The following is a 19,707-nucleotide window of genomic DNA, read 5'->3' on the forward strand; positions in this document are numbered from 1 at the left end:
AGGAGCGGCGCAGCCCGCAGGGCTCGCCGGGCGACACTATTCATTCAGGAGACCGCGCATGACTCAACGCCCCTGGCTGCAGGGCTATCCATCCGATGTGCCTGCCGACATCGACCTGGCCAATATCCCGACGCTGGCGCAGTTGCTGAACCAGGCCTTCATCCAGCATGCGGACCGCGACGCCCTGCATTTCATGGGCAAGGTCTGGACCTACCGCGAACTCGACCAGGCCAGCCTGGCGCTGGCCGCCTACCTGCAGACCCTGGCGCTGACCAAGGGCGACCGCGTTGCGCTGATGATGCCCAACGTGCCGCAGTACGCCGTGGCCGTGGCGGCGGTGTTGCGTGCCGGCCTGGTGGTGGTCAACGTCAACCCGCTCTACACCCCGCACGAGTTGGAGCACCAGCTCCAGGACAGCGGCGCCAAGGTGATGATCGTGCTCGAGAACTTCGGCGCGACCGTGCAGCAATGCCCGCAGCACGCCAAGCTGGAGCAGGTCATCGTCTGCAGCATGGGCGACATGCTGGGCCTGCTCAAGGGCAGCATCGTCAACTGGGTGGTGCGGCATTCGAAGAAGCTCGTGCCGCCGTTCCAGCTCACGCGCAGCATCGCGTTCAACGCCGCGCTGCGCCAGGGCGAGCAGCACCAGTTCACGGCGCCCGAGGTGGGCCTTCAGGATGTGGCCGCGCTGCAGTACACCGGCGGCACCACCGGCGTGGCCAAGGGCGCGGTGCTGCAGCACCGCAACCTCGCCGCGAACGTGATGCAGGTGCAATCCTGGTACGCGCCAGCGCTCAAGACCATTCCGGCCGACGTGCAGCCGCTGTGCGTCTGCGCGCTGCCGCTGTACCACATCTTCGCGTTCACGGTCTGCCTGCTGCTGTCGCTGCGCTGCGGCCACCATGTGCTGCTGATCGCCAACCCGCGCGACATCAAGTCCACGCTGGCCGACCTGCGCCGCCAGCCCTTCCACACTTTCCCGGCCGTCAACACGCTGTTCAACGGGCTGATGAACCACCCGGACTTCGACCTGGTGGACTGGAGCCACCTGAAGGTGGTGGTGGGCGGGGGCGCGGCCGTGCAGAGCGCGGTGGCCGAGAAATGGCTGGCGCGCACCGGCGCGCCCATCATCGAGGGCTACGGCCTGTCCGAGACCAGCCCGGTGGCCAGCTGCAGCGTGGTGGGCCAGCCGGTGAACGGCTCGATCGGCCTGCCCATGCCCAGCACCGACATGGCCATCCTCGACGACGCGGGCCAGCCCGTGCCGCAGGGCGAGCGCGGCGAGGTCGCCATCCGCGGGCCGCAGGTGATGGCCGGCTACTGGCAGCGCCCCGACGAGACCGCCAAGGTCATGACCGAGGACGGGTTCTTCCGCACCGGCGACATCGGCGTGATGGATGCCGACGGGCGCTTCCACATCGTCGACCGCAAGAAGGACATGGTGCTGGTCAGCGGCTTCAACGTCTACCCCAACGAGGTCGAAGACGTGGCCTCGGCCTGCCCCGGCGTGGCCGAGTGCGCGGTGATCGGCGTGCCCGACGACAAGACCGGCGAGGCCATCAAGCTGGTGGTGGTGCGCAAGTCGCCCGACCTCACCGAGGCGCAGCTGCGCAGCTTCTGCAGCGAGCGCCTGACGGGCTACAAGCGCCCCAAGTACATCGAGTTCCGCGACGCCCTGCCCAAGACGCCGGTGGGCAAGATCCTGCGCCGCGAGCTGCGCGACGCCGAAATGGCCAAGGCCAAGGCCAAGGCGTAGGGCGAGCAAACAAGATTTTTAAGTAAAAATGGCCTCTAGCGCTTGCTGGATAAGCGCGAAATGCTCCTGAATAAGGAGCATTTTTTCTGTGTAGGAGATTCTTGGCATCATGACCCTGGCAATACTCAGCGCACTGCCGCAGGAGCAGGACGGCCTGGTGCAGGCCATGGCCGGCGCCCAAGCCGTGGCCCACGCGGGGCGGCAGTTCTGGCGCGGCCGGCTGCACGGCCACGACGTGGTCTGTGCGCTGTCGGGCATAGGCAAGGTGGCGGCGGCCACCACCACGGCGGCGCTGATCGAGCGCTTCGGCGTGCGCCGCATCGTCTTCACCGGCGTGGCCGGCGGCGTGGGCGAGGGCGTGCAGGTCGGCGACGTGGTGATCGCCAGCGACTACCTGCAGCACGACCTGGACGCGTCGCCGCTGTTCCCGCGCTGGGAGATGCCCGGCTACGGCCGCACCCGCCTGGCCTGCGACGCGGCCATGGCGGCCGCACTGCTGCAGGCGGCCCGGGCCTGCGTGGAGGGCGACACCGAGGCCCTGCGCGCCCGCCATGCCACCCACCCGCCGCGCGCCCACTGCGGGCTGATCGCCAGCGGCGACCAGTTCGTCGGCACCGCCGCCGCCTCGCGCGCGCTGGCCCAGGGGCTGCGCACTGCCGGCCACGAGGTGCTGGCGGTGGAGATGGAGGGCGCGGCCGTGGCCCAGGCCTGCCTGGACTACGGCGTGCCGTTCGCGGCCATGCGCACCATCTCGGACCGCGCCGACGACGGCGCCCATGTGGACTTTGCCGAGTTCGTGCGTACCGTGGCCAGCCGCTACGCGCAGCGCATCATCGGCGGCTTCCTGCAAGGCCTGCCGCCGCACTGAGCCACCTGTCACCGGGTTGCGCGGGTGACTGTGCGCCGCGGCAATGCCCGGCACAATGGCGCGCTGTTTTTGACGAGCCCGCCCCCGATGTCCTCTGCCTTGCCCCATCCTCCCGCCGAGCGGCCGGTGCTGACCACCTGCAAGCTGGGCTTCGGGCAGATGCTGTCGTGGGGCTCGGCGTTCTACCTGCCGGCCATCCTGGCCGGGGCCATGGGCGAGAGCCTGGGCTTGCCGGCCTCCCGCATCTTCGCGGCGTTCTCGCTGGCGCTGCTGGTGATGGCGCTCACCGGTCCCGTGGCGGGGCGGCTCATCGACCGCTGGGGCGGCCGCCCCGTGCTGATGGCGACCAATGTGCTGTTCGCGCTGGGCCTGGTGCTGCTGTCGCGCGTGCAGACGCCGGCGCAGCTGTTCGCCGTGTGGCTGCTGCTGGGGCTGGCCATGGGCGCCGGGCTGTACGAGGCGGCGTTCTCCACCGCGGTGCGCCTGTACGGCAAGACGGCGCGCGGCGCCATCGTGGGCATCACGCTGTTCGGCGGCTTTGCCAGCACCGTGAGCTGGCCGGTCACCACCTGGCTGCTGCACGAGGCCGGCTGGCGCAACGCCTGCCTGTTCTGGGCGGCGGTGCAGGCCCTGGTGCTGCTGCCGCTGCACGCCACGCTGCCCCGCGCCGAGCCAAGGCTGGCGGCGGAACCGGCAGCCGAGGCCGGGCCGGGCGAGCCGCCGTCGCCATCCTTCCTGCGGAACCATGGCGGCACGCTGGCGCTCATGGCGCTGACGTTTTCGGCCGTGTGGTTCATCGGCACCTCCATGATGTCGCACCTGCCGCGCCTGCTGGCGGTGGGCGGCGCCACCGCGACCGCCGCCGTGGCCGCGGCGGCGCTGGTGGGGCCGGCCCAGGTCGCGGGCCGCATCGCTGATTACGCCTTCCTGCGCCGCGCGCATCCGCTGTGGTCGGCGCGCATCGCCGTCATGGCCTACCCGCTGGCGGCCGCGGTGCTGGCGGTGTTCGGCGCCGCCGGCGGCTGGGGCTATGCGGTGGCCTTCGGCCTCGGCAACGGCATCATGACCGTGGCCATCGGCACCTTGCCGCTGGCCATGTTCGGCGCGCAGGGCTACGGGCAGCGGCAAGGGCTGCTGATGGTGCCGGCGCGCATCGCGCAGTCGAGCGCGCCCTTTCTCTTCGGCCTGGCGCTGGACCGGTGGCAGCTGGGCGCGCTGTGGGTGGTGGTGCTGGCGGCCGCCACCGCCGCCACGGCCCTGTGGTGCCTGCGTCCGCGCCAGGCCTAGCCGGCACCACTGCAGTAAAATGGCGCGCTGCTCCGGGGTGCACGCCAGTGCTGAGATCCACACCCGAGAACTTGAACCGGGTCATTCCGGCGGAAGAAGAGCTTGCACCCTGACGTGGCCGCGCCCTGCGGCACGGGCGAGGGGGCCTTCGGAGCATCACGTCCCAGCTCTCGAAGGAATTCCATGGACAAGGCCCAGGCCGACTCGCTGGTCGCAGACCTGCTTGCATTCATCGCAATGGATGGCTGCACCGACGACCAGTTCGACCAGCTTGCCCTCAAGCTGTTCGCCTACCAGTACGAATCCAATGCGCCGTTCCGCAGCTTCTGCCAGCGGCGCGGCGCCACGTTGCGCAACGTGAAGACCTGGAGCGACATCCCGGCCGTGCCCATCGATGCCTTCAAGGCCATGGAGCTGCGCAGCGAGCCAGCCTCGCCCGCCGAGCGCGTGTTCATGACCAGCGGCACCACGGGCCAGGCCAAGGGGCTGGCCGCGCGCGGGCGCCACTTCCATCCCAAACTCGACGTCTACGACCGGTCAATGACGCGCCACTTCGCGCAGCGCTTCATGCGGGGCGTGGAGCGCATGCCCATGGGCATCCTCTTTCCCGACGAGCAGGCCATGCCCAACTCGTCGCTGGCGCACTACCTGGCGCTGGCCAAGTCCGAGTTCGGCACGGCGGACAGCCGCTACTGGCTCACGCCCGAGGGCCTGGACATGCCCGGCTTGTGCGCGGCGTTGGAAGAGGCCGAGCGCAGCGGCCAGCCCTATGCGCTGCTGGGCGCGAGCTTCAGCCTGGTCCATGTGATGGACGCGCTGCGCGCCGAAGGCCGCAGCTTTCGCCTGCCGGCGGGCAGCCGCATCCTGGACACGGGCGGCTACAAGGGCCAGTCGCGCGAGCTACCGCTCGAGGAGTTCTATGCGGAGCTGTCGCAGCTGCTGGGCGTGCCGCGCACGCACTGCATCAACATGTACGGCATGACCGAACTGAGCACGCAGTTCTACGACGACGGCAACGCCACGCTGCCTTCGGTCAAGTCGGGCCCGCACTGGATACGCTCGCGCCTGGTCGAGCCCATCACCGGCCGCAGCGTGGCGCCCGGCGAGCGCGGCATCCTGGTGCATTGCGATCTGGCCAACTACAACGCGGTCACCACCATCCTCACCGAGGACGTCGGCCTGTGGGCGGACGGCGGCTTTCTGCTGCTGGGCCGGGCCGAGGGTGCAGCCGCCAAGGGCTGCTCGCTGGCCGTCGAGGAATTCGTGAAGGCTGCCGCTGCATGACGGTCCAGCGGATCACGGCCGGCTACCTGCCCGGGCTGCGCGAGGACGAGGTGCAGTGGCAGGTGCTGCCCTTCGAGCGCGAGGGCTTGCAGCTGGAGGTTTCCGTGCCCGTGCTGACGGCAGCCCAGATGCAGGCACTGGCGCAGCGCGTGCGCGCGGCCGCCAGCCGGCATCTGCGCACGATGGCGGTGGCCGAAATCATTGACGTGATCGACCGCGCCATCGCCCGCCTGCTGGACCGCAACGACCCCTACCGCCGCGAGGCCGAGGCCTGGCTGCCCGTGGTCAGCGGCTATGACGCCGACATGGTGCGGCTGGGGCTGACGGGCTTCTTCAAGACCTTCCGCGCCGCGCAGCTACGGCGCTTTGTGGCCGAGGACTTTGCCAACCCCGCGGTGCTCGACGGCTTCCAGCCCGCGCCCAAGGGCGGCGCGGTGCGCGCCTTCGGGCCCGATCTGCTGGTGCACAGCTGGGCCGGCAACGTGCCCGCGCTGTCGCTGTGGAGCCTGGTCTGCGGCCTGCTGGTCAAGGCGCCCAGCATCGGCAAGCTGGCCAGCGCCGAGCCGCTGTTCGCGGGCTGGTTCGCGCGGCTGCTGGCCGAGGTCCACCCGCCGCTGGCCGATTGCCTGGCCGTGGTCTGGTGGAGCGGCGCGGGCGGTGAGGAAGCTGATGCGCTCTATGCCCAGGCCGACACGGTGCTGGCCTATGGCGGCAACCAGACCCTGCATGCGCTGCGCCAGCGCCTGCCCGTGACCACGCGCTTTCTGCCGCACGGCCACAAGCTGGGCTTCGGCCTGGTGGGCGCGGCCGCGCTCGACACCCTCAAGGCGCCTGCCTTGGCGCGGCTCGCGGCCTGGGATGTGATGCGCTACGACCAGCAGGGCTGCTATTCGCCCCATGTGTTCTACGTGGAGCGCGGCGCGCCGGTGCCGCCGCGCGCCTTTGCCGACTACCTCGCGGCCGAGCTGGCCAATCTGCAGCGGCGCTTTGCACGCCGCCCGCTGGAGCTGGAGGAGGGCACGGCCGTGGCCCGCTGGCAGCAGACCGTGGAATGGGCCGACGACGAGCAGCAACTGCTGGGGCCCGTGGACGCGCCCTGGAGCGTCGCCTACAGCGACAGCCTGCAGCCGCTCGCGCCCACGGCCCTGTACCGCACGATTGCCGTGGTCGGCGTGGACAGCCTCGACGCCGTGGTGCCCGTGGCCGCCGCGCAGCGCGAATACCTGCAGACCGCCGGCATCGCGGCCTCGCCCGAGGAACTGTACCGGCTGGCCGACCTGCTGGGCGCGGCCGGCGTCACGCGCGTCAGCGCCATCGGCTCCATGAGCATGCCCGAGGCGGGCTGGCACCACGACGGGCGCTTCAACCTGATCGACCTGGTGCGCATGACCGAGATCGAGCAGTCGGCCGAACTCGCGACGCAGCCGTTCGCGCCCTATTCAGACTGAAGGGCGGACTGACGGCATGGCGTTCCTCGACATCCAGCAGGTGGTCTTCACCTATCCCGGCCGCGCTCCCGTGGTGGACGGTGTGGACTGGCGCATGCAGGCCGGCGAGTTCCACTGCCTGCTGGGCCGCAGCGGCTGCGGCAAGACCACGCTGCTGCAGCTGGCCGCGGGGCTGCTCAGGCCCCAGTCCGGCCATATCGTGCTGCGCGGCGGCGAGCTGGCCGCGCCCGGGCCGCAGGTGGGCTTCATGTTCCAGGCACCCACGCTGCTGGACTGGCACAACGCACTCGACAACGTGCTGCTGCCCGTGTCGCTGCAGCGCCGGCCCACGCCGCAGGACCAGGCGCGCGCGCTGCAGCTGCTGGCGCAGCTGGGCCTGGCCAGCCATGCCAAACTCCACCCGCGTCAGCTCTCGGGCGGCCAGCAAAGCCGCGTGGCGCTGGCGCGGGCCCTGATCCTGGAGCCGCCGCTGCTGCTGCTGGACGAGCCCTTTGCGGCGCTGGACGCCATTACGCGCGCCGAGCTGCAGGACGACCTGCTGCGCACCTGCCGCGAGCACGGCACCACGGTGCTTTTCGTCACCCACGACATCAACGAGGCCGTCTACCTGGGCGACCGCATCGCCCTCATGCACAACGGCCGCATCGTGGATGACTGGACCATTGCCCTGCCCGGGCCGCGCACCCAGGCCATGCGCCATGGCGCGGCCTTCAACGACTACTGTGCCCGCGTGCGCGCCGCCATGGACAGGAGCCGCACATGACGCCGACTCCATTCCAGGCCCGGTTGATCGCTGCTGCGCTGCTCGTGGCGTTGCTCGGCCTGTGGGAGCTGCTGGTGCGGCGTTGGGGCCTGTCGGCCCTGGTGCTGCCCGCGCCCTCGGCCATCGCGCAGTCCCTGTGGACGGGCCTGGCCTCGGGCTACTTCTGGCCGCACATCTGGGCCACGCTGCAGGCCCTGCTGCTGGGCCTGGCCGCGGGCAGCGTGGTCGGCCTGTTGGCCGGCATGGCGCTGGCCGAATCCGCACTGCTGGAGCGCGTGCTCAAGCCCTATGTTGTCGTCAGCCAGGTCGTGCCCAAGCTGGCGCTGGCGCCGCTGTTCGTGCTGTGGTTCGGCTTCGGCATGCTGCCCACGGTGCTGATCACCGCACTGATCTGCTTTTTCCCGCTGATGGAGAACACGCTCACGGGCCTGCGCCAGGTCGATGCCTCGCGGCTGCAGCTGTTTCGCATGCTGGGCGCGACCCGGCTGCAGACCCTGCTGCGCCTGAAGCTTCCCACCGGCCTGCCTGCCATCCTCGCGGGCCTGCGCGTGGCCGTGGTGCTGGCCCTGGTCGGCGCCGTGGTGGCCGAGTTCATGGGCGCCAGCCGCGGCCTGGGCGCCGTGGTCATCGCAGCCCAGGGAATGATGGACACCTCGCTGATGTTCGCGGCCCTGGTGCTCATCGCCGCCATGGGCCTGCTGCTGTACCAGGCCTGCCTGGTGCTGGAGCGCAGGCTGCTGCGCGCCCACGCCTTTCCGCTTTCCGCACACCCCCCTCAACCCTGATCGCCACCACTGCCATGCACCACTCCACCCTGACCCTTTCCCGCCGCCAGCTGCTCGGCGCCTGCGCCGGCATCACCGGCCTGACGCTGGCGGGCGCCGGCATGGCTGCACCTGTCCAAGGCAAGGTCCGCCTCGCGGGCTGGAGCAAGCCCATCAGCGAGATCACCAATATCCTCGTTGAGCCCGAGAAAGGCTTCTTCAAGGCCCAGGGCGTGGAGCTGGCCTACCTGCCCGGCGCGGGCGGCGGCGACGCCATCCGCAACATGCTCAGCGGCCAGGCCGACGTGGCCTTCACCGACCCCGGCTCCTTCTTCATGGCGCTGGACAAGGGCGAGAAGCTGGTCGCCATCTACGACATCTACCCGCAGAACGTGTTCAACGTGGTCTCGCTGAAGTCGGCCGGCATTCACAAGCCCGCCGACCTCAAGGGCAAGAAGATCGGCGTCTACAGCCTCTCGAGCGGCACGCGCCAGAACCTGCTGGTGCTGCTGCACCAGGCCGGCCTCAAGGAGTCGGACGTGACCATCGTCGTCACCGGCCTGCTCAACTTCGCGCCGCTGATGCAGGGCCAGGTCGATGCCACGGCCGCCACCGACACCGGCCTGGCCGTGGGCCTGCGCAAGGGCATGGGCGAAGTCAACGTGATGCAGGTGCGCGAGCACCTGAACATCTCCAGCGACATGTTCGTGGTGCGCGAGGACGTGCTGCGCGAGAAGAAGGACCTGCTCAAGGCCTTCCTCAAGGGCTACCGCGACAGCGCGGCCTGGATGGTGGCCAACGCCGACGAAGCCGCCACGCTGGCCGGCAAGTACGCCATCGACGGCACGCAGCGCGACATCAACCTCGACGTGGTGCGCCTGCGCAATGCCTCTGCACAGCCCGTGCAGGCCGGCAAGCCCCTGGGCACGTTCGACCTCGCGGCGCTGCAAAAGGGCGCCGACGCCTACCGCGCGCTGGGCATGGTGCAAAAGCAGATCAAGGTGTCGGACGTGGTCGACACCAGCCTGCTGCCGGCAGCCTGACATGGCCCATTCGCCTGACTCCTCTGCGCTGGACCTGCGCGGCAAGGTGGTGCTGGTCACGGGCGCGGGCCGCGGCATAGGCGCGGCCATCGCCACGGCCTTTGCGCGCGAGGGCGCGCTGGTGGCGGTCAACTACCTGTCCAACCAAGCCGCAGCCGCACAGACGGTGGCGGCCTGCCAGGTGGCGGGCAGGGGCGCGGGCGGCGATGCCTGGGCCGTGCAGGCCGACGTGGGCTCCGAACCCGCGGTGCAGGCCATGGTGGAGGGCATCACTAGCGAAGCAGGCGCCATCGACATCGTGGTCAACAACGCCTTCCGGCCCTATGCCTTCGATCCCGAGCGCCGCAGCCGCTTCGGCGAGCTGGACTGGAGCGACTACCAGGCCCAGTTCGACGGTGCCGTGGGCGCCGCCTTCAACGTCTGCCGCGCGGTGCTGCCGCAGATGCGCCAGCGCGCGCGCGGCAGCATCGTCAACATCGCCAGCAACCTGGTCGAAAATCCGGTCGTGCCCTACCACGACTACACCACGGCCAAGTCCGCGCTGGTGGGTTTCAGCCGCAACCTGGCCAGCGAACTCGGCCCGCTGGGCATACGCGTGAACTGCGTGGCGCCGGGCCTGGTCTACCCCACCCAGGGCACGCAGGCCACCAAGGAATCGTTCCGCGAATCGCTGATGGCGGCCACGCCGCTCAGGCGCCTGGCCAGCCCCGAAGACGTGGCCGGCCCGGTGCTGTTCCTGGCCTCTCAGCTCAGCGCCTTCATGACCGGCCAGGTGCTGTTCGTGGACGGCGGCCTGGTGATGCGCTGACCTTGCCCGCGGCTGGCGGCCCGGGGGCGCCCCAGCCATACGGGCCCGGCTGAACCGTTCTTCCAGCCTGGGACTTTCCCTGGCTCCGTGACACCGGTGTCTTGCCAATAGACGCCGTACCCACCCCTGATTCCATAGCGACTCGCGCCCGGATGGCGGCGCTCGGAGTCCGATTCCCCGCTTGCCGATGCCATGTCCTTGCGGGCAGGAGTGGCCGCGCCCCTTGCCTTGATACACCTAATTACCTAGGGTTTTCCCTCTGTATTGCCCCCCGGGTGGGCTCGATACACTGACGTTGTTTCATGAATTAATCATTGTTTCTTAGGTGAAACGCACTATGACCCTCACATCCATGCCGCAGATTGGCCAGTTGCAAGGCCGCCGTATCCTCGTGACCGGTGCCGCCCGCGGCCTGGGCTATGCCTTTGCCCAGGCGCTGTGCGAGCACGGCGCCCAGGTGGCGCTGGCCGACCTGCGCGACGACCTGCTGCCGCAATCGGTGGCGGCGCTGCGCGAGCGCGGCTTCACCGCCGTCGGCATCCGCGTCGACGTGTCCGACCCGGCCTCGGTGCAGCAATGCGCCGAGCAGGCGGTGCGCGAGCTGGGCGGGCTGGACGGCCTGGTCAACAACGCCGCGGTCACCGATTCCGGCGGCAAGGGCATGGACGACATCGAGCTGGGCAAGTGGGACCAGGTGATGAGCGTGAACGTGCGCGGCACCTGGCTGATGACCCGGGCCTGCCGCCCCGCGCTGCGCGAAAGCGGCCGCGGCGCCGTGGTCCACCTGGCGTCCGACACCGCGCTGTGGGGCGCGCCCAACCTGATGGCCTACGTGGCCAGCAAGGGCGCCGTGATCGCGATGACGCACGCCATGGCGCGCGAGATGGGCGGCGAGAACATCACCGTCAACGCCGTGGCGCCGGGCCTGGTGCTCGTCGAGGCCACGCAGTACGTGCCCGAGGCGCGCCACCGCCTCTACATCGATCAACGCGCGCTGCAGCGCGAGCAGATGCCCGAGGACGTCGCGGGCGCCGTGGTCTATGCGATGTCCGAAGGTGCCCGTTTCATCACGGGCCAGGTTCTTGCCGTCAACGGCGGCTTTGTCATGAATTAACCGCAAGGAGCGAACGATGAGCGAGCAGCAGAACACCCCCCGCACCTGGGATCGTCCCGAGGGCGTCAGTCTGAAGGATTGGATGGAGACACGCATTGCGCGCTTCTCCACGCGCAAGTACGACTTCGACGCGCTGAAGTTCCAGGCCGACTTCGACCCCAAGTACCGTCGTGGCCAGATGCGCTACATCGGCACCGGCGGCACCGGCGTGTCCACCGACAACAACACCATCCCGTCCGAGCACTTCACCTTCTCCACGATGGTGATCCCCGCCGGCAACGAAGGCCCGCCGCACATCCACGTGGATGTGGAGGAAGTGTTCTTCCTGATGCGCGGCAAGCTCAAGGTGGTGCTGACCACGCCCGAAGGCGAGCGTTTCGAGACGGTGATGACCGACCGTGACGTGATCTCGGTGCCCCCGGGCGTGTACCGCGAAGAGATCAACATCGGTGACGAAGACGCGCTGATGTGCGTGATGCTGGGCGCCCAGAAGCCGATCACGCCGACCTACCCGGAAGACCACCCGCTGGCCAAGATCAAGCGCTGATCCCCGAAACCACCGCAAGGCCACCCATGTCCCTCGACGCCGCCATCCCCTGGAGCGACGCGCTCGTGCGCAAGGCACAGCAGCTCGAAGCGCAGTTCGCGCAGCGCCTGGTCGTGCTGCCGGACGGCGCCCAGCTGGCGGTGCGTGAGCGCCCGGCAGCGGGCGAGCCGGCGCTGACCGTGGTGCTGCTGCATGGCATCAGCTCCTCGGCCGCCTCGTGGCTGGACGTGGCGCTGGCGCTGCGGCCCGACTGGCGCGTGCTGGCCTGGGATGCCCCCGGCTACGGCGCGAGCACGCCGCTGCCCGCATTCCGTCCGCGCGACACCGACTACGGCGCCCGCCTGGGCGCCTGGCTGGCCCAGGACGTGCAGGGGCCGGTGGTGCTGGTCGGCCATTCGCTGGGCGCGCTGATGGTCGCGGCCTGCGCCGCGCAGCAGGCACCGCAGGCCCTGGCCGGCGTGCTGCTGCTCAGCCCCGCCGGTGGTTACGGCTCGCACGAGGAAGCCGCCCGCGAGAAGGTGCGCAGCGATCGCAATGCCGCGCTCGACACGCTGGGCGTGGCCGGGCTGGCGCAGCGCATCGACCAGCGCCTGCTCAGCCCCGGCGCCGATGCGCTGGCCCGCGAGTGGGTGCGCTGGAGCACATCGCGCATGCAGGCCGACGGCTACCGCCAGGCGGTGAACATGCTGTGCGACAGCGACCTGGGCCGGCATGCGCCGCTGCCCGTGCCGGTCTCCGTCGCCTGCGGCGAGCACGACGTGGTCACCACGCCTGTCGCCTGCCGCCGCTGGGCCGATGCCTGGCAGGTGCCTTTCGCCAGCATCCCCGATGCCGGCCATGCCAGCCCGGGCGAGCAGCCGGGCGCGGTGGCCCGGTGGATCGAGAGCCAGGCTCCCAGGCTCTGAACGAGGCGGGTGCGATGACACGAACTCAGGACCCATCCGGAGGCGCCGACAAGTACCAGGTGCCCGCGCTGGAGCGCGGCCTGCGCCTGCTGCAGGAGTTCGGCCGTGGCAGCCATCAGCTGAGCGCCCCCGAGCTGGTGCGCCGGCTCAATCTGCCGCGTGCCACGGTATTCCGCATGCTGAGCACGCTGGAGAGCATGGATTTTTTGGAGCGCATCGACGGCGGCTCGGAGTATCGCCTGGGCATGGCCGTGATGCGCCTGGATTGGGGATGCCTGCAGTCGCAGGAGGATGACGGTGGGCCGGACGGCTCCCATGATCGAAGATATGGGTTTCAGACTTTGAACCGGGGGATATCTCGATGACACAGCCACTCAACCCGGAAAACGGGAGCGACAAATACATGGTGCCCGCGCTGGAGCGCGGCCTGCGCCTGCTGCAGGAGTTCGGCCGCGGCAGCCGTACGCTGGGCGCGCCAGAGCTGGCGCGCCGCCTGGAGCTGCCGCGCGCCACCGTGTTCCGCATGCTCAACACGCTGGAGAACCTGGGTTTCCTGGAGCGCGTGAATGGCGGCAACGAATACTGCCTCGGCATGGCCGTGCTGCGCCTGGGCTTCGAATACCTGTCGTCGCTGGAGCTGACCGAACTCGGCCAGCCGGTGATCGCCCGGCTGTGCGACGACATCCGCCATTCCTGCAACATCGTGGTGCGCGACATCCGCTCCATCGTCTACGTGGCCAAGGTCACCCCCGAAACGCCGCTGACCAGTTCGGTGCGCGTGGGCACACGGCTGCCGGCCCATGGCACGGTGTTCGGGCGGGTGCTGCTGGCCGACATGTCGTTGTCCGAGCTGCGCGTGCTGTACCCCGAGGAGCGCCTGGAGGCCTTCTCTGCCAATACGCCCAAGACCGTACTGGATCTGTTCAACCTCATCGAGGCCGACCGCGAGCGCGGCTACGTCTTCGACCAAGGTTTCTACGAGGCCTCCATTTCCACCATCGCGGCTCCGGTGCGGGGCCATACCGGCCACATCGTGGCGGCGTTGGGCTCCGCGATTCCGGCGCCCCAGGTGGACAGGGAAAAAGTCGAAGGCCTGGTACAGCGCGTGTGCGCAGCGGCCGAAGAGCTTTCCAGCCTGCTGAATTACCGCCCCCACATGAGCGTGGCTGCCGGGGCGCAGGTGTTGTTCATGCCCGATCGTTAAAAGGAGTGACGGAGATGGGGTCTATGCAAATCAAGGATACCGTGGCCGTGGTCACCGGCGGATCGTCGGGCATAGGCCTGGCCACCGTCGAGCTGCTGCTCGAGCAAGGCGCGGCCGTGGCCTTCTGTGGCCGCAACGAGGAGCGGCTGCGCGCGGCCGAGGCCGGCCTGCGCGAGCGCCATCCCGCGGCCCGGCTGCTGGCGGCCCCCTGCGACGTGCTGAATGCCGCCGATGTGCAGCGCTTCGCGGCCGAGGCGCAGCAGGCCTTCGGGCCGGCCGGCATGCTCATCAACAACGCCGGCCAGGGCCGCGTGTCGACCTTCGCCGACACCACCGACGAGGCCTGGAGCCAGGAGCTGCACCTCAAGTTCTTCTCCGTCATCCATCCCACGCGGGCCTTCCTGCCGCAGCTGGCGCAGGTGGCGGGCAAGGCCGGCGATGCCGCCATCGTCTGCGTGAACTCGCTGCTGGCCTCGCAGCCCGAGCCGCACATGGTCGCCACGTCGGCCGCGCGCGCCGGCCTCAAGAACCTGGTGCGATCGCTGGCCACCGAATTCGCGCCGCAGGGCGTGCGCGTCAACGGCATCCTGGTGGGCCTGATCGAGTCCGGCCAGTGGCGCCGCCGCTTCGAGGCCCGCGACGACAAGTCGCAGGACTGGGCCGCCTGGACCGGCGCGCTTGCCACCAAGAAATCCATTCCCCTGGCCCGCCTGGGCCTGCCCCGCGAGGCGGCACAGGCCATCGCCTTCCTCGCCAGTCCCCTGTCGTCGTACACGACGGGCAGCCATATCGATGTTTCCGGAGGTCTTTCCCGCCATGCCTAATACTGCACAAATCACCGTCGGCGCCGCCGTTGCCGAATTCCTCGAGCACTGCGACGTCAAGGCCGCATTCGGGGTGATCTCGATCCACAACATGCCCATCCTCGACGCGATGTTCGCGCGCGGCAAGGTGCGCTTCGTGATGGCGCGCGGCGAAGCCGGCGCCGGCAACATGGCCGACGCCTGCGCCCGCTCCACCTCCAGCCTGGGCGTGTGCATCACCAGCACCGGCCCGGCCTCCGGCAACATCGCCGGCAGCCTGGTGGAGGCCTACACGGCCGGCACGCCGCTGCTGCACATCACGGGCCAGATCGAGACCCAGTACCTCGACAAGAAGCTCTCGTATATCCACGAGGCGCCGGACCAGCTGACCATGCTCAAGGCCGTCTCCAAGGCCGCCTTCCGCGTGCTGAGCGCCGAGACCTGCCTGTCCACCCTGAAGGCCGCCGTGCAGGCCGCGATGACCGCACCCACCGGCCCGGTGAGCGTCGAGATCCCGATCGACATCCAGCAGAGCGTGATCGACATGCCAACCGACTGGGCGCCGCTGCCGGCACCCGTGCTGGCGCCGAGCGAGGCTTCGCTGGACGCGCTGGCCGACACGCTGGCCAAGGCCAAGCGCCCGCTGCTGTGGCTGGGCGGCGGTGCCCGCCACGCCGGCGCGGCCGTGCAGCGCCTGAAGGCCATGGGCTTCGGCATCGTCAGCACCGGCCAGGGCCGCGGCATCGTGCCCGAGGACGATCCGGCCTCGCTGGGCGCCTACAACATCCAGAAGCCCGTCGAGGCCTTCTACCAGCGCTGCGACGCCATGCTGGCCGTGGGCACGCGCCTGCGCAGCAACGAGACGCTGAAGTACGAACTCAAGCTGCCGCGCCCGCTGCTGCGCATCGACGTGGACGCCGCCCAGCAGGGCCGCTGCTACAGGGATGACGGCTTTGTCTGCGGCGACTCGGCCCTGGCCCTGAACGGCCTGGCCGACCGCCTGGAAAAGCGCGGCTACAAAGCCGACCCCGAGCTGCTGGCCGACCTGCGCCAGGTGCACGACGAAGTCGTCGCCACCATGCGCGACGGCCTGGGCCCGTACAGCGCCCTGGTGCAGCAGCTGCAGCAGGTGGTGGGCCGCAAGTTCAACTGGGTGCGTGACGTGACCGTCTCCAACAGCACCTGGGGCAACCGCGAGCTGCGCTTCTTCGAGCCCAACGCCGGCGTGCACGCCACGGGCGGCGGCATCGGCATGGGCATGCCCATGGCCATCGGCGCGGCCATCGGCGCGGCCGAAAGCGACTCGGGCCGCAAGACCCTGGGCCTGGCCGGCGACGGCGGCTTCATCCTGAACCTGGGCGAACTCGCCACGATGGTGCAGGAGAAGTGCGACACCATGATCGTGCTGATGAACGACCAGCGCTATGGCGTGATCCAGAACATCCAGGACGCCTCCTACGGCGGCCGCCGCTGCTACGTGGAGCTGCACACGCCCGACTACGCCCAGCTGTGCGCGTCCATCAAGCTGCCCCATGCCCGCGTGCAGAGCCTCGACGAGCTGCCCGCGGTGCTGGAAGGCGCGTGGAACCAGAAGGGCCCGTTCCTGCTCGAGATCGACATGCGCGCCATCGGCAGCTTCAAGGCCACGTTCTCCGGCCCGCCGGTGAACAAGCTGGACCAGATTCCGGCCACCAAGACCCAATAAGCACCATAAGGACGCACACCATGCAGATTGCCCTGATCGGCTGCGGCGCCATCGGCACCGCCTTGCTGGAACTGGTGAAGGACGACGCCGGCCTCGACGTGGCCGCCATCGTGGTGCCGGCCGAAGGCGCCGAGGCCGCCCGCGCCGTGGCGGCCCGCCTGGCCCCGGCCGCGCAGGTGGTGCAGGCCGTGCCGGCCGAGGGCATCGCCCTGGTGGTGGAGGCCGCCGGCCATGCCGCCATCGAGCAGCACGTGCTGCCGGCGCTGGCGCGCGGCGTGCCATGCATCGTTGCCTCGATGGGCGCGCTCTCGGCCGAGGGCCTGCCCGAACGCCTGGAAGCCGCGGCCCGCGCCGGCGGCACCCAGGCCCAGCTGATCGCCGGCGCCATCGGCGCCATCGATGCGCTGGCCGCCGCCCGCATCGGCGGGCTGGAGTCCGTGCGCTACACCGGCCGCAAGCCGCCGCAAGCCTGGAAGGGCACGCCGGCCGAGCAGGGCCGCGATCTGGACACGCTGGCCACCGAGACGGTGATCTTCGAAGGCACGGCCCGCGAGGCGGCCGCGCAGTTCCCGAAGAACGCCAACGTGGCCGCCACCGTGTCGCTGGCCGGCCTCGGCATGGACCGCACCACGGTGCGCCTGATCGCCGATCCGGCGGTGAGCGAGAACCTGCACCAGGTCGAGGCCGCGGGCGCCTTCGGCAGCTTCGAGCTGACCATGCGCAACCAGCCGCTGGCAGCCAATCCCAAGACCTCGGCGCTGACGGTGTTCAGCGCGGTGCGCGCGCTGCGTGGCCGGGTCGCCCCGCTGGTGATCTGATCAAAAAGAGGAGCTGCTAGCGCTTGATCTATAAGTAATTCAGATAGTTTTGTATTTGAAACTGGCTACCAACAAGCGCAAACAGCTCTCTTTTCAAGAGTGAACAAAGGAACCCATGATGTCGAACCTTGAACTGCTCCCCATCAACATCGCCGGCGAATGGCGCCTGGGCGGCGGCGACGAGTCCGCCACGCTCTACCCCGCGACCGGCGAGATCGTGGGCCGCCTGCGCGCCCCCAGCCTGGACGATGTGGAAGAGGCCATCCAGAAGGCCGACCACGCCTTCCGCACCAGCGGCTGGGCCCAGAAGAAGCCGCACGAGCGCGCCGCCGTGCTCTACCGCATCGCGCTGCTGATCCGCGAACGCGCCGAGCCGCTGGCCCAGCTGCAGCGCCTGGACAACGGCAAGCCCATCAACGAGACCCGCGCCCTGGTGGCCAGCGCCGCCAGCACCTTCCAGTACTTCGCGGCGGCCTGCGAGACCATGGAAGAGACCCTCACGCCGTCGCGCGGCGACTTCATGACCATGAGCGTCTATGAGCCCATGGGCGTGGTCGCGGCCATCACGCCGTGGAACTCGCCCATCGCCAGCGAGGCGCAGAAGCTCGCCCCCGCGCTGGCGGCCGGCAACGCCGTGGTCGTCAAGCCCGCCGAAGCCACGCCGCTGCTGGCGCTGGAGCTGGCCAAGATCTGCGAAGAGGCCGGCGTGCCGCGCGGCATCGTCAGCGTGCTGCCCGGCCGCGGCTCGGTGATCGGCGACGCCATCACCAAGCACCCGCTGGTCAAGCGCGTGTCGTTCACCGGCGGCACCTCCACTGGCAAGCACATCGCCCGCATCGCGGCCGACAAGATGATGCCCGTCTCGCTGGAGCTGGGCGGCAAGTCGGCCACCATGGTGCTGGAGGACGCCGACCTCGACCACGCCGTCAACGGCGTGCTCTACGGCATCTTCAGCTCGTCGGGCGAATCGTGCATTGCCGGCTCGCGCCTGTTCGTGGCGCGCAAGCTCTACGGCGACTTCATGGATCGCCTGACGGCCAAGGCCGCCGCGCTGCGCGTGGGCGACCCGGCCGACGAGCGCACCCAGATGGGCCCGCTGATCACCGCCAAGCACCGCGAATCCATCGAGAGCTATGTGGCGCTGGGCCTGTCCGAAGGCGGCCAGCTGCGCACCGGCGGCCACCGCCCCGAGGGCGCGCTGTACGAGCGCGGCTATTACTACCGCCCGACCATCCTCGAAGGCGTGACCAACAACGACCAGATCTGCCAGCAGGAGATCTTCGGCCCCGTGCTCGTGGCCATGCCCTTCGACAACGAAGAGGCGCTGCTGGAGCAGGCCAACGACAGCGTCTACGCGCTGGCCGCCGGCATCTGGACGCGCGACTACAAGGCCGCATGGCGCATCGGCCGCGCGGTGCAGGCCGGCACCGTGTGGATCAACACCTACAAGCAGTTCTCCATCTCCACGCCGTTCGGCGGCTGGCGCGACAGCGGCCTGGGCCGCGAAAAGGGCCGCATGGGCATCCAGCAGTACATGGAGCAGAAAAGCATGTACTGGGGTTTGAACGCATCGCCCCTGGCCTGGGCCAACTAAGGAAAAATCATGAGCGTACTGGGCATTGACGAAATTAGCTACGGCGCCGACGACTTGGCGGCCTGCCGCCAGTTCTTCCTCGACTGGGGCCTGAGCCTCGCCAACGAGCAGGCCGACCGGCTGGTGTTCGAGACGCTGAACGGCTGCCGCGTGATCGTGGCCGCCAGCAACCACCCCGGCCTGCCGCCCGCCATCGAGCCGGGCCCCACGCTGCGCGAAGTGGTCTGGGGTGTGGAAAGCGAAGCCGACCTGGCGCTCTACGAAGGCCGCATCGCACAGCTGCCGGGCTTTGTGAAGCAGGGCGGCCGCATCGGCTGCACCGACCCGAACGGCCTTGCCGTGCGCCTGCAGGTCACGCAAAAGCGCGACGTCGAGGTGCAGAGCGCCGAGTACAACACCTGGAACCGCAAGAACCGCATCGACCAGGCCAGCCCGGCCTACGAGCGCGCCCAGCCCATCGAGGTCGGCCACGTGGTCTTCTTCGTCAAGGACGTGCAGGCCTGCGAGCGCTTCTATGTGGACAACTTCGGCTTCGCGGCCTCGGACCGCTACCCCGAGCGCGGCGCCTTCCTGCGCACCGCGCCCGACGGCGGCCACCACGACATCTTCCTGCTGCAGCGCCCCGACAAGCACGCCGGCCTGAACCACGTGGCCTTCACCGTGCGCGACATCCACGAGGTCTTCGGCGGCGGCATGCACATCTCGCGCTGCGGCTGGGACACCCAGCTCGGCCCGGGCCGCCACCCGGTGTCGTCGGCCTACTTCTGGTACTTCAAGAACCCGGCCGGTGCGCTGGTCGAGTACTACGCCGACGAGGACCAGCTCACGGCCGACTGGCAGCCGCGCGAGTTCGAGCCCGGCCCGACGGTGTTCGCCGAATGGGCGATCGACGGGGGCCTCGACGGCAACACCCGCCGCCAGAAAGGCGTGGGCGGCGCCGACGGCAAGTTCCTGACCGACAAGCGCCACTGAGCCACCCAGAACCGGAGTCCACCG

At 69.6% G+C, this 19,707-nt stretch carries 18 protein-coding genes and 1 pseudogene; all 19 read left to right on the forward strand.

Annotated elements, in window-relative coordinates; translation table 11 throughout:
- The first annotated feature begins 58 nt into the window (after nucleotides 1-58).
- The 19 genes and pseudogenes from ACYVKR_RS21895 to ACYVKR_RS21985 all read left to right on the forward strand — a co-directional run bounded on the left by ACYVKR_RS21895 (nucleotide 59) and on the right by ACYVKR_RS21985 (nucleotide 19,683).
- Complete coding sequence (locus tag ACYVKR_RS21895; RefSeq protein WP_460483094.1) at nucleotides 59-1,756, forward strand: acyl-CoA synthetase family protein; 1,698 nt, start codon at nucleotides 59-61, stop codon at nucleotides 1,754-1,756.
- A 109-nt stretch (nucleotides 1,757-1,865) separates the two neighbouring features.
- On the forward strand, nucleotides 1,866-2,624 hold the full coding sequence (locus ACYVKR_RS21900) for a 5'-methylthioadenosine/S-adenosylhomocysteine nucleosidase (protein ID WP_460483095.1): 759 nt from the start codon (nucleotides 1,866-1,868) through the stop codon (nucleotides 2,622-2,624).
- A gap of 87 nt (nucleotides 2,625-2,711) precedes the next feature.
- The gene (locus tag ACYVKR_RS21905) at nucleotides 2,712-3,911 is read left to right on the forward strand and encodes an MFS transporter (protein ID WP_460483096.1); all 1,200 of its coding nucleotides are present in this window, start codon (nucleotides 2,712-2,714) and stop codon (nucleotides 3,909-3,911) included.
- Between the two features lie 183 nt (nucleotides 3,912-4,094).
- Nucleotides 4,095-5,195, forward strand: coding sequence for a long-chain-fatty-acid--protein ligase (locus tag ACYVKR_RS21910; protein ID WP_460483097.1), 1,101 nt, complete (start codon nucleotides 4,095-4,097; stop codon nucleotides 5,193-5,195).
- Complete coding sequence (locus ACYVKR_RS21915; RefSeq protein WP_460483098.1) at nucleotides 5,192-6,643, forward strand: aldehyde dehydrogenase family protein; 1,452 nt, start codon at nucleotides 5,192-5,194, stop codon at nucleotides 6,641-6,643. The genes ACYVKR_RS21910 and ACYVKR_RS21915 overlap by 4 nt, the downstream gene beginning before the upstream one ends.
- 16 nt (nucleotides 6,644-6,659) lie before the next feature.
- Nucleotides 6,660-7,406: an ABC transporter ATP-binding protein gene (locus ACYVKR_RS21920; RefSeq protein ID WP_460483099.1), complete on the forward strand. Its 747-nt coding sequence runs from the start codon at nucleotides 6,660-6,662 to the stop codon at nucleotides 7,404-7,406.
- On the forward strand, nucleotides 7,403-8,191 hold the full coding sequence (locus tag ACYVKR_RS21925; RefSeq protein ID WP_460483100.1) for an ABC transporter permease: 789 nt from the start codon (nucleotides 7,403-7,405) through the stop codon (nucleotides 8,189-8,191). The genes ACYVKR_RS21920 and ACYVKR_RS21925 overlap by 4 nt, the downstream gene beginning before the upstream one ends.
- Nucleotides 8,192-8,205: 14 nt before the next feature.
- Nucleotides 8,206-9,213 carry a periplasmic binding family protein gene (locus ACYVKR_RS21930; protein ID WP_460483101.1) on the forward strand — a complete coding sequence of 336 codons (1,008 nt, stop codon included), beginning with the start codon at nucleotides 8,206-8,208 and terminating at the stop codon, nucleotides 9,211-9,213.
- A 1-nt stretch (nucleotide 9,214) separates the two neighbouring features.
- A complete protein-coding gene (locus ACYVKR_RS21935; protein WP_460483102.1) occupies nucleotides 9,215-10,021 on the forward strand; it encodes a Rossmann-fold NAD(P)-binding domain-containing protein in 807 nt (268 codons plus the stop codon).
- Between the two features lie 337 nt (nucleotides 10,022-10,358).
- Nucleotides 10,359-11,135: an SDR family oxidoreductase gene (locus ACYVKR_RS21940; RefSeq protein WP_460483103.1), complete on the forward strand. Its 777-nt coding sequence runs from the start codon at nucleotides 10,359-10,361 to the stop codon at nucleotides 11,133-11,135.
- Nucleotides 11,136-11,151: 16 nt separating this feature from the next.
- Entirely contained in the window at nucleotides 11,152-11,682 is a 531-nt protein-coding gene (locus tag ACYVKR_RS21945; RefSeq protein ID WP_460483104.1) for a cupin domain-containing protein, read from the forward strand.
- Nucleotides 11,683-11,708: 26 nt separating this feature from the next.
- The gene (locus ACYVKR_RS21950) at nucleotides 11,709-12,587 is read left to right on the forward strand and encodes an alpha/beta fold hydrolase (RefSeq protein ID WP_460483105.1); all 879 of its coding nucleotides are present in this window, start codon (nucleotides 11,709-11,711) and stop codon (nucleotides 12,585-12,587) included.
- A 14-nt stretch (nucleotides 12,588-12,601) separates the two neighbouring features.
- A pseudogene (locus tag ACYVKR_RS21955) lies at nucleotides 12,602-12,877 on the forward strand (helix-turn-helix domain-containing protein); the annotation flags it as partial.
- A gap of 71 nt (nucleotides 12,878-12,948) precedes the next feature.
- Nucleotides 12,949-13,791, forward strand: a complete 843-nt coding sequence (locus ACYVKR_RS21960) for an IclR family transcriptional regulator (protein WP_460483106.1) — start codon at nucleotides 12,949-12,951, stop codon at nucleotides 13,789-13,791.
- 14 nt (nucleotides 13,792-13,805) lie between these two features.
- A complete protein-coding gene (locus tag ACYVKR_RS21965; RefSeq protein ID WP_460483107.1) occupies nucleotides 13,806-14,615 on the forward strand; it encodes an SDR family oxidoreductase in 810 nt (269 codons plus the stop codon).
- Entirely contained in the window at nucleotides 14,608-16,299 is a 1,692-nt protein-coding gene (locus ACYVKR_RS21970) for a thiamine pyrophosphate-binding protein (protein WP_460483108.1), read from the forward strand. The genes ACYVKR_RS21965 and ACYVKR_RS21970 overlap by 8 nt, the downstream gene beginning before the upstream one ends.
- Before the next feature lie 20 nt (nucleotides 16,300-16,319).
- Nucleotides 16,320-17,117: an aspartate dehydrogenase gene (locus ACYVKR_RS21975; RefSeq protein WP_460483109.1), complete on the forward strand. Its 798-nt coding sequence runs from the start codon at nucleotides 16,320-16,322 to the stop codon at nucleotides 17,115-17,117.
- Nucleotides 17,118-17,235: 118 nt separating this feature from the next.
- The gene (locus tag ACYVKR_RS21980; RefSeq protein ID WP_460483110.1) at nucleotides 17,236-18,711 is read left to right on the forward strand and encodes an aldehyde dehydrogenase; all 1,476 of its coding nucleotides are present in this window, start codon (nucleotides 17,236-17,238) and stop codon (nucleotides 18,709-18,711) included.
- 9 nt (nucleotides 18,712-18,720) lie between these two features.
- Nucleotides 18,721-19,683, forward strand: coding sequence for a VOC family protein (locus ACYVKR_RS21985; RefSeq protein ID WP_460483111.1), 963 nt, complete (start codon nucleotides 18,721-18,723; stop codon nucleotides 19,681-19,683).
- The last annotated feature ends 24 nt before the right edge of the window (nucleotides 19,684-19,707 follow it).

It is taken from the genome of Comamonas humi, assembly GCF_054782535.1.

Bases quoted from the DNA above. Each gene is read 5' to 3' on its own strand.
- ACYVKR_RS21895 (WP_460483094.1), top strand. From the start codon at position 59: ATGACTCAACGCCCCTGGCTGCAGGGCTATCCATCCGATGTGCCTGCC.
- ACYVKR_RS21975 (WP_460483109.1), top strand. From the start codon at position 16,320: ATGCAGATTGCCCTGATCGGCTGCGGCGCCATCGGCACCGCCTTGCTG.
- ACYVKR_RS21930 (WP_460483101.1), top strand. From the start codon at position 8,206: ATGCACCACTCCACCCTGACCCTTTCCCGCCGCCAGCTGCTCGGCGCC.
- ACYVKR_RS21950 (WP_460483105.1), top strand. From the start codon at position 11,709: ATGTCCCTCGACGCCGCCATCCCCTGGAGCGACGCGCTCGTGCGCAAG.
- ACYVKR_RS21920 (WP_460483099.1), top strand. From the start codon at position 6,660: ATGGCGTTCCTCGACATCCAGCAGGTGGTCTTCACCTATCCCGGCCGC.
- ACYVKR_RS21960 (WP_460483106.1), top strand. From the start codon at position 12,949: ATGACACAGCCACTCAACCCGGAAAACGGGAGCGACAAATACATGGTG.
- ACYVKR_RS21910 (WP_460483097.1), top strand. From the start codon at position 4,095: ATGGACAAGGCCCAGGCCGACTCGCTGGTCGCAGACCTGCTTGCATTC.
- ACYVKR_RS21935 (WP_460483102.1), top strand. From the start codon at position 9,215: ATGGCCCATTCGCCTGACTCCTCTGCGCTGGACCTGCGCGGCAAGGTG.
- ACYVKR_RS21985 (WP_460483111.1), top strand. From the start codon at position 18,721: ATGAGCGTACTGGGCATTGACGAAATTAGCTACGGCGCCGACGACTTG.
- ACYVKR_RS21980 (WP_460483110.1), top strand. From the start codon at position 17,236: ATGTCGAACCTTGAACTGCTCCCCATCAACATCGCCGGCGAATGGCGC.
- ACYVKR_RS21925 (WP_460483100.1), top strand. From the start codon at position 7,403: ATGACGCCGACTCCATTCCAGGCCCGGTTGATCGCTGCTGCGCTGCTC.
- ACYVKR_RS21905 (WP_460483096.1), top strand. From the start codon at position 2,712: ATGTCCTCTGCCTTGCCCCATCCTCCCGCCGAGCGGCCGGTGCTGACC.
- ACYVKR_RS21940 (WP_460483103.1), top strand. From the start codon at position 10,359: ATGACCCTCACATCCATGCCGCAGATTGGCCAGTTGCAAGGCCGCCGT.
- ACYVKR_RS21970 (WP_460483108.1), top strand. From the start codon at position 14,608: ATGCCTAATACTGCACAAATCACCGTCGGCGCCGCCGTTGCCGAATTC.
- ACYVKR_RS21900 (WP_460483095.1), top strand. From the start codon at position 1,866: ATGACCCTGGCAATACTCAGCGCACTGCCGCAGGAGCAGGACGGCCTG.
- ACYVKR_RS21945 (WP_460483104.1), top strand. From the start codon at position 11,152: ATGAGCGAGCAGCAGAACACCCCCCGCACCTGGGATCGTCCCGAGGGC.
- ACYVKR_RS21965 (WP_460483107.1), top strand. From the start codon at position 13,806: ATGGGGTCTATGCAAATCAAGGATACCGTGGCCGTGGTCACCGGCGGA.
- ACYVKR_RS21915 (WP_460483098.1), top strand. From the start codon at position 5,192: ATGACGGTCCAGCGGATCACGGCCGGCTACCTGCCCGGGCTGCGCGAG.